Below are 15,656 nucleotides of genomic sequence, written 5' to 3' on the forward strand. Positions count from 1 at the left end.
CGCTGTCTCCAGCCGAGACTCAGTGAAGTTGAAATTGCGGTGAAGATGCCGTATACCCGCGGCTAGACGGAAAGACCCCGTGCACCTTTACTATAGCTTGGCACTGAACATTGAACCTACATGTGTAGGATAGGTGGGAGACTTTGAAGCATTGTCGCTAGATGATGTGGAGTCAACCTTGAAATACCACCCTTGTAGTTTTGATGTTCTAACCGCGGCCCCTGAATCGGGGTTCGGGACAGTGCCTGGTGGGTAGTTTGACTGGGGCGGTCTCCTCCCAAAGAGTAACGGAGGAGCACGAAGGTTGGCTAAGTACGGTCGGACATCGTACGGTTAGTGCAATGGCATAAGCCAGCTTAACTGCGAGACATACACGTCGAGCAGGTACGAAAGTAGGTCATAGTGATCCGGTGGTTCTGTATGGAAGGGCCATCGCTCAACGGATAAAAGGTACGCCGGGGATAACAGGCTGATACCGCCCAAGAGTTCATATCGACGGCGGTGTTTGGCACCTCGATGTCGGCTCATCACATCCTGGGGCTGAAGTCGGTCCCAAGGGTATGGCTGTTCGCCATTTAAAGTGGTACGCGAGCTGGGTTCAGAACGTCGTGAGACAGTTCGGTCCCTATCTGCCGTGGGCGTTGGATGATTGAAGGAAGCTGCTCCTAGTACGAGAGGACCGGAGTGGACGAACCGCTGGTGTTCGGGTTGTTATGCCAATAGCATTGCCCGGTAGCTACGTTCGGAATCGATAACCGCTGAAAGCATCTAAGCGGGAAGCGAGTCCTAAGATGAGTCATCCCTAGGAATTTAATTCCTCTAAAGAGCCGTTCGAGACTAGGACGTTGATAGGCAGGGTGTGTAAGCGTTGTGAGGCGTTGAGCTAACCTGTACTAATGACTCGTGAGGCTTAACCATACAACCCTAATGGGTTTTGTATGAGACTGATGTTTCGACAGAAGTCAGAATTAGAACTTACTCTGAAAAGAGTAGACACTTAATGTGTGTTTAACTCAATATAATTTCAGTTTTTAGATGATAACCGTCTGAAGACTCAGCTTTCTAAAATTTTTTACCTTTAGTTTTTTGAAAACTGAAAGTAAGCAGAATTTGTCTGGAAACCATAGAGCTGTGGCCCCACCTGATCCCATTCCGAACTCAGAAGTGAAACACAGTATCGCCGATGGTAGTGTGGGGTTTCCCCATGTGAGAGTAGGTCATTTCCAGGCGCCTAATTTCTCGAAAGAGAGTATCAAGCCCGTTGCTAACGCAACGGGCTTTTTTACGTCTGCGATTTGTGGTTTTGAGTCGTTATGTGTATGACTTTACTGCTCATACCATCTGTACTGACTGTAGTGTGGCCGACATGTCCATGCGCCCCTTCGAGGATAATAAAGAGTAGATCATTTCCAGGCGCCGACTCTTTCTAATATTGGTCTCGAAAGAGAGTGAACAGCCCGTTGCTAACGCAACGGGCTTTTTTACGTCTGCGATTTGTGGTTTTGAGTGGTTAGTGGATGACTGAAAAACTCTTAACATCGGTACTGATAGCAGTGTGGCCGACATGCCCATGCGCCTACTCTTTCCTACATAGGTTTCGTAAGAGAGTGAGTAGCCTGTTGCTAACATAGCGGTTTTTTTAAGTGTGCGATTTGTGGTTTTGAGTCATTTGTTTATGGCTTAACGACTCTTCGCATCGTTACTGTTAATGTCGCTTTAAGCTTTTATAAAGTTAAGCAAAGCCGTAAGCGCAGTGTTTCTGGCTTTATCACGTTCCATAAAAATTTCATGTCGTGAGTAGGGAATTTTTAATAGCTTACACATACCCCTACTTGCCCGTTTCTGCGCTGCATTACAAACAATGGTGTCTTCCTCTGCTTGAAGTATTAGTAAAGGGATATCAATGTCTTGTGCTGCCCTAATTGCATCTTCTCCAGCATCAATAGATTCCACTAACCAATGATTTGTTGGTGAACCTAACTGTAGCCTAGGTTGCTGTTGATAGAGGTCTCTATAATCGTCATAACGCAATTTACTATTGGTTAGATCATTCTTTTCAAATGCAGCAGCATGGTAATCTTTGCCGCCTAATACATAGTTCGGATACTGGTTACTGTGGTTATCTAATAGTGAGGCTAATCTACGAATGAAGCGTTTCGGTAGGGGTAACTTTATACCGTACATTGGGGCTGAAAATACTGCAGATTTAAACACGCCTGGGTGCTGTGCAAGGTACAAGGTGCCTATGGTTCCCCCCATTGAATGGCCGACAAGAAAATAGTCTCTCTCTTGAACCGGCTTGACAATATTGTGCATAAAATCGTCAAAGTCGTCGACATAACGCTGGAACTTGTCGATATGTCCTTGATGGGGGTTCACCGTTGTTCTGCTGGAAAGACCTTGGCCACGATGATCAATTGCAAACAAATCGTAGCCTTGGCGGTAAAGATCGAACATTAGCTCGCTATACTTAAAATAGGATTCAACTCGTCCACTACTTAGTACAATGGTGCCTTTGCTATTTTGTTGGCTAATCGAAGCATATGCTAGTGATAAACCGTCACTCGTTTTAAAACTATTTCGTGTTACCTGCTGCCAAAATGCCGTTTGCTCCGGGCTGTTTAGGTGGTGCTCAGATGAAAAGGCGCAGACAGAGTTTGATGATATGGCGGGTTCAGCAGCATTTGGCATGTTGGTTATCTATTGAATAAAGATGTTTTAAGTGTATCAAACTCCCTTTGTTATATGGGATTCTAATTGATAATAAAATGGCCGCAACTAGCGGCCATTTTATTAAGCTAGCTTAAGGTGCTGCTTGCTGTTGCTTTATAAAGTCGTTAATTTGCTGCTCAAGAATGGTCATAGGTACAGAGCCATTTGCTAGCACTGCATCGTGAAAGGCTCTAATATCGAAGTTCTCGCCTAGTTCTTGTTCTGCTTGGGCGCGTAAACGTTTAATGGTTAATTCACCGATTTTGTAGGACAGGGCCTGTCCAGGCCATGAGATGTAGCGGTCGATCTCAGTGGTCACATTATGCAATGATAGGGCTGTGTTACTTGCCATAAAGTCCATTGCTTGCTGACGACGCCAGCCTTTTGCATGCATGCCAGTGTCGACAACGAGTCTTGCAGCGCGCCACATTTCATAGGTCAATCGACCAAAGTTGCTGTAAGGATCCTGATAAAATCCAGCTTCAAGCCCTAGATATTCAGAATATAAGCCCCAACCTTCACCAAATGCTGAGATGTAGCTATAACGTCGAAAACTCGGTAGCTCGGTTAGTTCGCGATTTAATGATATTTGTAGGTGATGGCCCGGGACTGCTTCATGTAATGTTAAGGCTTCCATTTCATATAGTGGGCGTTTATCAAGTGCATAGGTGTTGACCCAGTAGTAACCTGGTTCATCATCTCGGTTAGAGCCTGAATATCTGCCGGTAGTATATTTAGGGGCAATTTCAGCGGGGACCGGGGCAATACCATAGGGCTGGCGTGGTAGTTTGCCAAAGTATTTAGGTAGCATAGCATCTGCTTTTTTGGCGATGAAAGCTGCTTCTTTCAGTAGTTCGTCTGCCGTTTTAGGGTAAAATTGTGGATCCGTTCTTAGGAAGTGGAGGAAATCAGCAAAGCTGCCCTCAAATTCAACCTCCTCAATAACCTGCTCCATCTCAGCTCGAATACGCTTAACTTCGCTTAAGCCTAACTGGTGCACTTCATCGGATGTCATGTCCAATGTGGTGTAGTAGCGAACCCTGTTTTCATAAAACGCTACACCGTCAGGCAATTTAGATGCAGCAATGTCAGTTCGCGTATTTGGAATGTATTCGTTAACCATAAAATCATAAAAAGCCTGATACTCAGGTAGCACTGTATTTTCGACTAATTCCAAACCTTGATTGGTTAACGCGATTTTTTCTGCATCACTGAAATGTTCTGGATACTCGGTGAATGGTTTAAAATAGCCGCTTTCTTCTACAGCTACGATAAAGGCACTTATGCTGGTTTCGAATCCATTTAGAGTGACTTTGGCTGGTGTGATCCCTGATGCCAAGCCTTGCTTTAACCAATAGGTTTGCTGAGAAAAATAAGCAGGTAATGCCTCTAGCTGGTTTATATAATTTTGATAGTCTTCTAGTTTTGCAAAACGAGCATTAGCGATAGAGGCGATATATGCGTGAAAACCACTTTCGGCTGACAAGGGGATGTAGTGGTCTTTATAGCGAAATTGATCAACGCTGTTTTGTACTTGATCTTGTAGTATTTTAGCGTTGATAACATCGGCTGCAGTTAGCTCTGATCTATTGATCGCCTTTATCTCGCTTAATAAAGCAACGTGGCGTTGATTTAACGAGTTTAAAGCTGTTGGAGATAGATCTTGCAGTTTTCCCGCTGCTGATTGATCTCCTAATGAATAGGCTAAATCAGGGCTAGCATCTAACGATATCTTCCATGCACTGTCGATTGCAGTTTGAAGTTGTGCATTTACGGGTTGTTTTGCTGATGCCGTAACTTGATTGGTAGCTGCTGTTGAAACAGTTTGGCAGCCGCTAAGACCTATGATCAAAATGGAGGGGAGCAGGTATCTAAACATGTTATATCCGTTTTTGTTATGGATCTGTTTTTATTCTGTTTTCGATTATGCCGATAGTCATGCAAAAGGTCACGTAGGTAAGTTAAAGCAAATGTGATTAAGAGGGTTGGATATAGCTTACTCGTTTGCAAGGCCAATTGTATTGGGAAGTTATGTATTTCAGATAGTGAACGCAAAGCGTTATAAACGACAACAGCGAAACAGTTTTCGAGATATAAAAAAACCGGCAAATGCCGGTTTTTTTGTGCTTATGTTTGTTAGATAACGCGGGAGAATTGCTGTTGTCTTGCTTTCTCACGGTAGTAAACATCAAAGCAGATACAGATATTACGGATCAACAAACGGCCAGTTGGGCTGATGGTGATCTTTCTGTCAGTTATATTGACTAACTCATCATCGATAAACGTTTGTAGCAGTTTTAAGTCTTCTACAAAGTACTCTTCGAAGTTGATGTTAAGCTTTTCTTCTATCTGAGCCATATCAAGTTCGAAGTGACAGATAAGCTGCTTAATGACCACACGACGGATTTCGTCGTCACGGTTTAAGTCGCAACCTTTCCACAGTGCGTGGCCATTAGCATCGATAGATTCGAAGTAAGGGCGAATGTCTTTTTGGTTCTGTGCATAGCAATCACCAATTTGGCTAATTGATGACACACCTAAACCAAGTAGATCGCACTCTTCTTGAGTGGTATAACCTTGGAAGTTACGGTGTAAGCGACCTTCATTTTGTAAAATTGAAAGCTCATCATCTGGCTTAGCAAAGTGATCCATACCGATATACTGATAACCGGCACCGGTTAAGGTTTCGATTGTTTGATGTAGCATATCTAGCTTTTGCTGTGGAGATGCTAAATGTTCGTCTTTAATCTTACGCTGAGCTGCAAAACGCGATGGTAGGTGAGCGTAGTTAAAGACAGACAAGCGGTCCGGATCAAGATCGAGAACTCGCTGCATAGTTTCAGCAAATGTCTCTGGAGTTTGATGTGGCAAGCCGTAGATAAGGTCAATGTTAGTAGAAACAAAGCCAAGCTCTTTAGCGCGTGCCATTAGGTCAAAAATAAACTGCTCGTCTTGTTCACGATTGACAGCGATTTGAACCTTTTTATTGAAATCCTGAACACCGATTGAGATGCGGTTGAAACCCGCCTCTTTTAGCGTATCGAGCATCGATAGCTCAATTTCGCGTGGGTCAACTTCAATCGAGTATTCTCCGACCTCGGCAACGTTAAAGTTTGCTTTAACGAGTGCTGATAGTGTCAGTATTTGCTCAGGAGTTAGGAATGTCGGTGTACCGCCACCCCAGTGGATCTGTGTCACTAAGTAGTTTTTGAATAACGGCGCACGTTTAACAATCTCAGTGGCTAGATATTCAATATACTGGTCAGCTTTATGTTGATGACGAGTGATAACTTTATTACAGCCACAGTAGTAGCAAAGCTTGGCGCAAAAAGGGATATGGATATAAAGAGAAAGCTTATCACTCTTGCTGTTTTTAATGGAGGTCAGCAATTTATCTTCGGTAAACGAATCATCGAACTCTAGCGCCGTCGGGTAAGAGGTATAACGTGGGCCGCTATAATTGTACTTCTCGATCATTGACTGATCCCAACTAATTTGGGTGGGCTGCTTCAAGGCGTATCCTCCAACGTATAGTAATTTAGCAACATGTGAAGTATGCATCGTTATTTGTGCAATAACTTTGATCCATGTTGTAAATTTGAAATGTGGGTAACAAAGAGCGACAGAATATCGCTGAATTTAAACTTTATGTCTGTGCTGTTAAGTAGATTTTGTGGACAGACTCACCCTATATTAATAAAATCTTCTATAACTGAGATCTGGATAGGGATTCAATATGGCTATGTGCAAGCTATAACCTTAGCTGTTCGTTGTGATTAATGCAGTGTGGCGGCGTCGAATTCACTCAGTTGTTTAGCTTCTTTAAGGATCTCCGCTTCTAGTTCACCTTCTGATTTTATTCGCGCGAAATCAAGTTTCATACGCTGTTTTTTTGACAGTGCAGTGCGACTCTCTTTAATTGGATGCTCTTTGATGACTTCAAAATGCCTGAATGTTGCTGGGTACTTTTCGCTAACTAACTCAGACATACCAACTAAATTAAACAGTTTAGCGATACGCATAACTCCTTCTGATAACTCACAGCGGTCTTCGAGCATCGCTGTTGCGATATAGCGAATACTATCGAGTAACTCTTCAGATTTTGCTTTAGCTGTCGCTAGCTGTTCTTGTTGCTTCAATACTTTGGCTTGGCTTTGCTTTCGAACCCGGGTCAGCAGGTAAGTAGCATAGGTGGTCAGCATAACGATAATAAAAAAGGCAATAACAATAAGAGCAGTGGTCATGCGTAATCCTGTTGTATTAGTACAGAGCGTTGATATTCTAGTATCAGATAAAAATATGGCATCAATTAAGATGCCATATTAGGAGCTTTGCCGCTAGGGACTAGTCTTTCTGTTGAAAATCTTTAAGAAGATCTGCACCAGATTCGAACTTGTCGAAGAGGTCGTCATCGCTGACGGCTTTCTTTGGTTGAGGCTGCTCTACTTCTTCGATTAAACCGAGCTTATCTAGAAGAGTTTCAATTTGGGTTAATTGTTTATTTAACCACTTTTGATCATCTTGAGCTAGGTTTTTACCCTCTTCAAGCATATCCAGCAGACTGTTTAGACGCGGATCTTCCTCTAGCTTTAATAGTTTTTGCTCATCAGATAGCTTTGGCCCTTTCGGCTTGCTTTCTACCTTCTTCTCTTTAACGATATTAAGCTGAACAGGCTTTTTACTACCGTGACGAGGGTCGCTGTTTTTAGCGCTGCCACCGTTGGCCTGGCTTTCAATCATCGAAGCGTTATGACGACTGCCCGCTTTATTACCAGCAACTTGTTTTTTACCAGCGAGAACGCGTTCTTGTTTCTTTGTTCTCGGGGCTAATTTGGGAGCATTCTCGTTGCTCTTACGTGATTTCTTACTACGGGACATGATTCACTTATCTCGATAACTTAAATGACTCTGCTGCTGACAAAATTAAAAATCTCTATCAACAATTGAAGTTTGGTCGCGTGTTATACCAGATCCTGATGGTTTTTGCACCAGAATGAGATCATTTGCTGCAAATAATAGCTTAAAACCGACTTTATCAGCCAAATATTGGAAGCTTTGCTGCTTATAGAAGCTAACGTGGGTTAAATTATTTTTGTGGTGCCACTTATCAAATCTCGTGAGATCGGTCAGTAAAGGCGTGTTAATCGCAATCCAGCCACCGGGTTTGATTAGTTCACATAGCAGTCCCCACTCTTTTCTGGGAAACCTAAAATGTTCAAAAACGCGATAGCAGCAAATGAAATCGTATTGCTGTTTTAACTCTTTATTCCAAGGTGCAATGCTAGGGTCGTATTGGTTAATTTGATGGCCACGCTTTGTCACTCTTTGCAAACTCTTGGGATCTAAGGTTCTGCCGAAATTAAGACCGAGCAATGCTTGCTCTCCGGTTTCGCATTGAGATACTAGATCAAACATGAACCGTGATAACAATTTACTTTTGTTGTTCGCAAGGCGGTACTTCTGGGTTTCGGCATTCGGTGGTAAGTGTGAGTTAGCATCAGCAAATACCAGTTCACATTGATGGCAGCGGTATAAACAACGCTTTCTATCTTCAAAGAACAGTTGGCAGTGGCCACTAAGGCACAACGGGCATCGGCGCATATAACGACTCCCTCTTAAATCAATGTATGAAAGGTAGGGGAAGCAATTGATGAATATATGGGTTTATGGGAAATCGCCAACAAGGAGTTTGAATTGATATCAACATATAAACCAATTGTTTAAAGGGACTTTTGTGAGTATATACCCGTTCTACTTCAAAGTGCATGTTTCTGAGCTTTCGTCGAGTCGCAGGGTAAGGCTGTGATTGGGACAATGTTTCATATCACTAATGCTGTGCAGTCACCATACGGGTATATAACCGTGAGGTAGCAGCAATTAACGTGATGCTGAAACAGTATTTCTGCGGCTGTTTGGGTCTTAAACAAGAATAGAATACTGTGGGTACGCTTTTTTGAGCAATAAAAAAGGCGACAGATAAACTGTCGCCTATAAAGTGCAATTAGCACCAATTCTTATTTCAAGTATCCATACTTGCTAGTGACTATCCCGGTCAATATCCATCTTATTTTTTTGATTGCTTTCCGTGCAATTATTTTTTTAGTTTGTGGTCTTCCTGACACTTTATGTTAATCCTGTTGTCTTCCTGACCACAGTTTCCGTAGATGGTCTTTATGACACATCTCAATTCTTCGTCCATCAATGACGCCTAAGTAACCATCCATGTTAGTTGTATCTAAGTATCTTCCAGTGATAAACAAGCTTCCAGCGAGTGCATCCAAAGCAATTAGCTTCCTCTGCCAATGTTTGTATCCTACAAACATTCTCCTATTGGTGCGCGTTTCTCTGAATGTAAGGTAAATGCTAAATAGCGTATTGGCCTTCCTAACCAAAATCCTTACTAAAATTCTTACGACCTGGACTTCAAACAGAAATCTCTACTCTTATTATTTTTAGTGAGTGGTCTCAATCATATTATTATTATTTGTTAATTTATTCTTATATCTTAAATGTATAAATACCGAAATCTGAAAGTTATTATTAAATAAATTTTGTACTAACAGTTGGGTTCATCTCGGTACGGGGCTCATTAAACCGAAATCTGTGATCGCTGTCAAGTCTGTTTTTGCGGGCAGTTTACGTAAACGTTAACGATGTTAAATAAAAAAGGACAGCGTTGCTGTCCTTTTAGTATTAACTAATATTTACTTAAGGCTTGATATATATTTAGATAATGCGTCCATATCGGTAGCATTTAGCTTTTTAGCGATGTCTTGCATCATGCCATTTAAGTCGTTGTTACGATTTGTATCGTGGAACTTATTTAGCTGGATCTTGATGTAATTGGCGTGTTGTCCGCTAACATCAGGGAAGCCGGCAGCTTCAGAACCTTTACCTTCAGGTCCATGACAAGCAATACATGCAGTGATGCCGCGAGCTGAGTCACCACCCTTGTATAGCTCTTCACCTAAAGCAGGAACGTCTTTAACGTCGATAACTTGCTTTATTTGACTAGAATAGAATGCAGCGATATCAGTGATGTCTTCATCACTAAGCATCATTGCCATGCCGCCCATGATTGGATCGGCGCGGCCTTCTTTACCAGCTGATTTTGCCGCACTGCGGAAATCATGTAGTTGCTTTTCGATATAGGTTGATTGTTGACCTGCAAGTTTAGGGTACATGTCTATCGTGCTATTGCCGTCAACACCGTGACAAGCAGAACAAACAATGGCTTTAGTTTTTCCGGCTTCAGCATTACCTTCGGCCATTACTGGTGAAGACATTGTGACTAAAACAGACAGCGCAAGAGCTAACTTTTTCATGGCGTTCCAACTTCTTATTAAAATATTTGTCATGGGCTTACTAGGGAGACCCGCAAGCGTGATAAAATGTATTTTATGTGATCGAGGTAATATTTTACACGAAATTGTGAAAATGTAAGCAACTCTTCGATATTTAACAAAGTTAGTTGATAAAATTTTGGAGTTAATTGTGAGTGAATCTCGTATCGATTTCCGTAAAGCTGAGTTTTTAATTAGTGCGCCAGACATCGCACACTTAAATGAATACCTCCCAGGTGATGTTGGGGTAGAGATAGCATTTGCGGGTCGTTCGAACGCGGGCAAGTCTAGTGCGCTTAATTTACTGACGGAGCAAAAGATTGCCCGTACCAGCAAAACGCCAGGCCGTACCCAGCTTATTAACGTTTTTAAACTCGATAAGCATCGCCGTTTAGTGGATTTGCCAGGTTATGGTTTCGCTCAAGTTCCTTTGGCGCTTAAGAAAAAATGGCAGCAAGCATTAGGTGAATATTTATTAAAGCGTAATTGTTTAGGGGGCGTGGTCGTGTTGATGGATATTCGCCATCCGCTTAAAGATCTTGATATGCAAATGATTGAGTGGGCTGTAGAAAGCCACATTCCTGTGTTAGCACTGTTAACTAAGGCCGATAAGTTAGGTCAAAGTGACAGGATGAAGATGGTCAATGAAGTGCGTAAGAAGCTAAGCCATTTTGATAAGGATGCGGTAAAGGTCGAACCGTTCTCATCGCTCAAGGGCATAGGTAAAAATAAAGCGCTTAGCATTCTCGATGCGTGGTGCAAGCCAGAGTGGTTGATGCAACAGATAGCGGCTGAGGCCGCTGCCGACGAGTAAACTACTGCCGTTTGTTGATGAAGACGCTCCTATTTAGGGGCGTTTTTTTTGGCTTGAATTGACTGGAGTGCTATTACAGGCAAAAAAAAACCGACGGAATAAACCATCGGCGTAAATTAGCTCTTTTGGGGAGAAGCTAAATTCAACAAGACTCAAGACCTACCAAACGATATTGGTAGCACTTAATGGATAGATGATAACTCTTTTTTTAAACGAATTAAAGTAATTACTCTAAATTGAATTTTGGGCGAAAAAAAGCCCCAGCAAATTAGATTTGCTGGGGCGCCATAATTTGGCAATTCACTTCAAATTAGCGAATTTAAAAAAGGTCTGAAAGATAGAACATCTTAACCTCTGTACCCTACGCAGAGAATATTACCCTATTAACCGTATTATGAAAAACTGTTTCTGTAAAAAAGACACAATAATGTGATGCGGATCTCAAGGTTTGTTCAATAAAAACACACTAAATGATCTATATATTTCATATTACTGATTTAAAAACATAGATTTATACCGCTTTTTATTTGAGCAGTTACGTGGTGGATGATGTTGAAGTATTAATAGGGGAAAAGGGTATCGTTGGATAGGTTTTGCGAAAAAAGGATTTCAGTTGGTCGGTGAGGCGACCAACTGAATGCACATTAACCTGTTTAGGCTATTTTAGTGTGCTTGTTCCCAGTTGTCGCCGACACCAGCTTCTGCGAGTAACTCAACATCGAGCTTGGCGGCTGCTGCCATCAACTGACATACCTTGACTTGCAGTGTCTCTGCTTGTGCTTCATCGACCTCAAACACCAATTCATCGTGTACTTGCATGATCATGGTTATTTCACCTTGAGTCTCTGTTTCAATCCACTTGGCGACATCTATCATCGCTTTCTTAATGATATCGGCAGCAGTACCTTGCATTGGCGCATTAATCGCGGCTCGCTCTGCTGCTTGTCGACGCATGGCGTTGCGATCTTTAATGGCAGGCAAATATAGACGACGGCCGTACAGAGTCGACACATAGCCAAGATCAGCCGCTATGGCGCGCGTTTCTTCCATATACTTCAACACACCGGGGTAACGCTTAAAGTAAGTGTCTATGTATTGCTGAGCTTCTGTACGTGGAATATCAAGTTGCTTAGCTAAGCCAAATGCTGACATGCCATAGATTAGGCCAAAGTTTACCGCTTTAGCGCGACGTCGTTGATCGGTGGTGACTTCACTGAAATCGACGTCGAACACTTCAGCTGCTGTGGCTTTATGAATATCCTTTCCTTCAGCAAAGGCGGTCAGCAGCCCTTTATCTTGAGATAGGTGTGCCATGATACGTAGTTCAATTTGCGAGTAATCGGCCGCGAGAATTTTTCTCCCCGCAGGGGCGATAAACGCATGGCGAATACGACGACCCTCTTCGGTTCTAATCGGGATATTTTGCAAGTTAGGTTCACTAGATGATAAACGGCCTGTAGCAGCATTCGCTTGATGATAACTGGTGTGAACACGTCCTGTTTTCGCATTCACCATTAGCGGCAGCTTGTCAGTGTAAGTGCTCTTCAGTTTGGCGAGACTACGGTGCTCAAGAATGATCTTCGGCAGCGGATAGTCTAATGCAAGCTCAACGAGCACCTCTTCTGCTGTTGAAGGTGCACCTTTAGGTGTTTTCTTTAACACTGGGTAGCCAAGCTTCTCGAAAAATAGCACTTGTAGTTGCTTAGGTGAAGCGAGGTTAAATGGCTGGCCTGCAATCTCATGCGCTTTGCTTTGTAGTTCATCAATCTTGCGTGCCAGCTCTTCGCTTTGCTGACCTAAAAGCATGCTATCAATGAGCACACCCTGGCGTTCAATGGTCGACAGAATGTTAATTAACGGCAGCTCAATATCGGTGAAGACACTTGCTAACTCAGGCTGTTTCTCTAATCTAGGCCACAAATGCTGATGCAGTCTTAGGGTAATGTCAGCATCTTCCGCGGCATATGGCGCTGCGATATCAAGTGGAATTTGGTTAAAGGTGATCTGTTTAACCCCTTTGCCGGCAATCTCTTCAAAACTAATATTTTTATGGCCAAGATACTTAAGCGCTAAGTCGTCCATATTATGCTTTGAGGCTACAGAGTTAAACACGTATGACTCAAGCATCGTGTCGAACTGTACGCCGCGTAAGGTAATACCGGCGTTAGCGAAAATGCTGATGTCATACTTTAAGTTTTGCCCGACCTTCTTGATGGCTTCGTTTTCTAGCAGCGGGGTTAACTTTTCAAACACCATTGCTTTATCAAGCTGCTCAGGCGCATCAATATAGTCATGTGATAATGGCAAGTAAGCGGCTTTGCCTGCTTTTATCGCAAATGAGATACCGACAAGTTCAGCGTCCATATAGTTGAGGCTGGTTGTTTCTGTATCGATGGCGATAAGCTCTGCTTTATTAAGCTTTTCTAGCCAGCAATCCAGCTGCTCGACCGATAGGATAGTCTCGTATTCGGCAGTGATATCCTGCTTTACTACGACTTCATCGGTATCATCGTTTACCGCTGCAGAACTTGATCTGTTATCCAACACTTCAGCTAACCAGCGCTTAAACTCCATTTTGCCATAGCACTTAATCAGCTCATCTTTGTTTGCTGGCTCAATGTCCATGGTGCGCCAGTCTTGCTCAAGCTCTACATCAAGTTTAATTGTGGCGAGTTTATAACTTAATTTGAGCATATCGCCATGCTCAATAATCTTAGCGGGCATTGTTTTTGAGCCACGAAAGCCAAGCTCTGGCATTTTTTCCGGTGCCGCTAAAATATTAGCGACAGAGCCAACGCCAGTTAACATCGCCAACGCGGTTTTTTCACCAACGCCAGGCAGGCCTGGGATGTTATCGGCCTTGTCGCCCTGAAGTGCGAGCAGGTCAATAATGAGCTCTGGGCCGACACCGAATTTCTCGGTAACTTCAGCTGGGCCCATTACGGTATTGGTCATGGTATTGATTAGGGTGACATTCTCGTCGACCAGCTGCGCCATATCTTTATCGCCAGTACTGATTAATACCGCTCGGCCCTCTTTACTGGCTTGGGTTGCAATCGTACCGATAACATCATCGGCTTCAACACCTGAGATACACACCAGTGGTAAGCCGAGCGCCTTAATGAGCTCATGTAACGGCGCAATTTGGCTACGGAGATCGTCTGGCATTGGCGGGCGTTGGGCTTTATATTCCGAATACATGTCATTACGGAATGTTTTACCCTTTGCATCAAATACAACTGCCATTTGGCTAGGTTTGTATTGATTTAAAAGGCTGCGTAGCATGTTGATCACACCGTAGACTGCACCGGTTGCTTCACCTTTAGAGTTAGTCAAATGTGGCGGAGAATAGTAGGCGCGGTAAAGGTAAGAAGAACCATCCACAAGAACTAAAGGGTTGTCGGCAATTTTAGGCATAATAGGTATTCGTTTATCGCATTTCGATGATGGCGCTAGCATGCCATATCAGGGCTGTTTCAGCCACGGATAAATATGGATGAACCTGTGGATAACTCTGTGCATGAAACAGGCGAGCTGAAACGTAGCGATTTTCACCATTCAAAAATGAAAAGCATAAGCGTATGAAAATTAGCGATAAAATCTAATTGTGTGAAGTGGGTGTTATTTTGGATAATTAAATTAGAAATGTGGACTTTTTATTTTTACTTACATTAGAAACCTATTCCTTGGTCAAATAATCACCGTTTGATATAGCGCAGTGCTAACTTAGCACGATAATCAATCTGATCAAGTGGTTTATTGCAATTTTGTTAAAACAATATGATATATAAATGGAGATTTTAATGAAAAAAGTCGCAGTTCTTTTGAGTGGCTGTGGTGTCTTCGATGGCACGGAGCTACATGAGTCTGTTTTAACCTTATGAGAGAGCGCTGGTTCATGCGCTAGCTACCAATGTTTTGCACCGGATATTACCCAGTTGCACGTGGTAAACCATCTTACTGGTGAGGTTGATGAAGCCGATAGTCGCAATGTCCTAGTCGAGTCAGCAAGAATTGCTCGTGGAGATGTGAAGCCTGTTATCGAGCTGAATGTTGACGAATTCGACGCGCTAATTATTCCGGGTGGTTTTGGTGCGGCCAAAAATCTTTGTAATTTTGCTTTAGCGGGGGCGGATCATATTATCGATCCTAGTGTAAAACATTTTATTAGCCAGTTTACCCAAGCTAAGAAGCCAGTGGGCTTAATACCCATCTTGCCTGAAGATGCAGGATTCAGTGGGAATTTAATGGGCTTTAATCAAGACATTGATTACCACTAATGGTCGTTCCCTTAGTAAAATCAATAACACAGAGTAAAGCCCATTAAAACCCATCGCAGAAGGCGCTGTGCAAGCCCACTTTGTTGTTGCATTAATTTAAAAGGGAATAACCATTTCTACGTTAACGCGCCTAGAATTGAACTCGCGCAACGCCTCTGAAACGAGCATCTTCAAGTAGGATGGGTATGTGTGTATCTCGCCAGTCATGATCCCGCAGTGTTATGAGGCCGGGGTGCTGGGGACTATCGGCTCTGATGTCGACACCGCAGCCGCGTTTGAAAAGCAAGGAGGGCGCCACCAAGTGGCTGAGGTTGACGCTATTGTGGTTGATACAGTTAATAAAGTCGTGAGCACTCCGGCTTACATGCTAGCGGACAATATCGTCGACGCGCATAACGGCATTACTAAGCTGGTGGCGGAGTGCTAAGCATGACTTAATTGGTATATTAGGCTTATACCCAAGAGGTTTGGGTATAAGCATTGTTCAGCAAGGTCAGATTAGTCTAT

Annotated in this window: 10 protein-coding genes, 2 rRNA genes and 1 pseudogene; 5 read left to right on the plus strand and 8 right to left on the minus strand. The window is 43.0% G+C overall.

Going from position 1 to position 15,656, the window contains the following annotated elements; all coding sequences use genetic code 11:
- Both L2755_RS20415 and rrf read left to right on the plus strand, forming a co-directional pair.
- Positions 1–918, plus strand: a 23S ribosomal RNA gene (locus L2755_RS20415); the annotation flags it as partial.
- A gap of 195 nt (positions 919–1,113) precedes the next feature.
- Positions 1,114–1,229: ribosomal RNA gene (rrf, locus tag L2755_RS20420) — 5S ribosomal RNA — on the plus strand.
- 487 nt (positions 1,230–1,716) lie between these two features.
- Here the strand turns inward: rrf and L2755_RS20425 are convergent.
- The 7 genes from L2755_RS20425 to L2755_RS20455 form a co-directional block, all read right to left on the minus strand.
- The gene (locus tag L2755_RS20425) at positions 1,717–2,691 is read right to left on the minus strand and encodes an alpha/beta fold hydrolase (RefSeq protein ID WP_248982517.1); all 975 of its coding nucleotides are present in this window, start codon (positions 2,689–2,691) and stop codon (positions 1,717–1,719) included.
- A 112-nt stretch (positions 2,692–2,803) separates the two neighbouring features.
- A complete protein-coding gene (locus L2755_RS20430) occupies positions 2,804–4,591 on the minus strand; it encodes a DUF885 domain-containing protein (RefSeq protein WP_248982518.1) in 1,788 nt (595 codons plus the stop codon).
- Between the two features lie 257 nt (positions 4,592–4,848).
- The gene (hemN, locus tag L2755_RS20435; RefSeq protein WP_283102894.1) at positions 4,849–6,225 is read right to left on the minus strand and encodes an oxygen-independent coproporphyrinogen III oxidase; all 1,377 of its coding nucleotides are present in this window, start codon (positions 6,223–6,225) and stop codon (positions 4,849–4,851) included.
- Between the two features lie 263 nt (positions 6,226–6,488).
- Entirely contained in the window at positions 6,489–6,956 is a 468-nt protein-coding gene (locus L2755_RS20440) for a DUF2489 domain-containing protein (protein WP_248982519.1), read from the minus strand.
- Between the two features lie 100 nt (positions 6,957–7,056).
- Complete coding sequence (yihI, locus tag L2755_RS20445) at positions 7,057–7,590, minus strand: Der GTPase-activating protein YihI (RefSeq protein WP_248982520.1); 534 nt, start codon at positions 7,588–7,590, stop codon at positions 7,057–7,059.
- A 45-nt stretch (positions 7,591–7,635) separates the two neighbouring features.
- Positions 7,636–8,313, minus strand: a complete 678-nt coding sequence (locus L2755_RS20450) for a methyltransferase domain-containing protein (RefSeq protein WP_248982521.1) — start codon at positions 8,311–8,313, stop codon at positions 7,636–7,638.
- A 1,103-nt stretch (positions 8,314–9,416) separates the two neighbouring features.
- Entirely contained in the window at positions 9,417–10,037 is a 621-nt protein-coding gene (locus L2755_RS20455) for a c-type cytochrome (RefSeq protein WP_248982522.1), read from the minus strand.
- A 169-nt stretch (positions 10,038–10,206) separates the two neighbouring features.
- On the opposite strand from L2755_RS20455, the gene yihA reads away from it, so the two are divergent.
- Positions 10,207–10,869, plus strand: a complete 663-nt coding sequence (gene yihA, locus L2755_RS20460) for a ribosome biogenesis GTP-binding protein YihA/YsxC (protein WP_248982523.1) — start codon at positions 10,207–10,209, stop codon at positions 10,867–10,869.
- A 663-nt stretch (positions 10,870–11,532) separates the two neighbouring features.
- Here the strand turns inward: yihA and polA are convergent.
- The gene (polA, locus tag L2755_RS20465; protein WP_248982524.1) at positions 11,533–14,286 is read right to left on the minus strand and encodes a DNA polymerase I; all 2,754 of its coding nucleotides are present in this window, start codon (positions 14,284–14,286) and stop codon (positions 11,533–11,535) included.
- A 386-nt stretch (positions 14,287–14,672) separates the two neighbouring features.
- Between polA and elbB the strand changes: the two are divergent.
- Positions 14,673–15,089 (plus strand): annotated as a pseudogene (gene elbB / locus L2755_RS20470) (isoprenoid biosynthesis glyoxalase ElbB); the annotation flags it as partial.
- Positions 15,090–15,336: 247 nt separating this feature from the next.
- The gene (locus L2755_RS20475; RefSeq protein ID WP_428847820.1) at positions 15,337–15,576 is read left to right on the plus strand and encodes a type 1 glutamine amidotransferase family protein; all 240 of its coding nucleotides are present in this window, start codon (positions 15,337–15,339) and stop codon (positions 15,574–15,576) included.
- Positions 15,577–15,656: the final 80 nt, after the last annotated feature.

The organism is Shewanella abyssi (assembly GCF_023284025.1).
GTDB classification, from domain to species: domain Bacteria; phylum Pseudomonadota; class Gammaproteobacteria; order Enterobacterales; family Shewanellaceae; genus Shewanella; species Shewanella abyssi.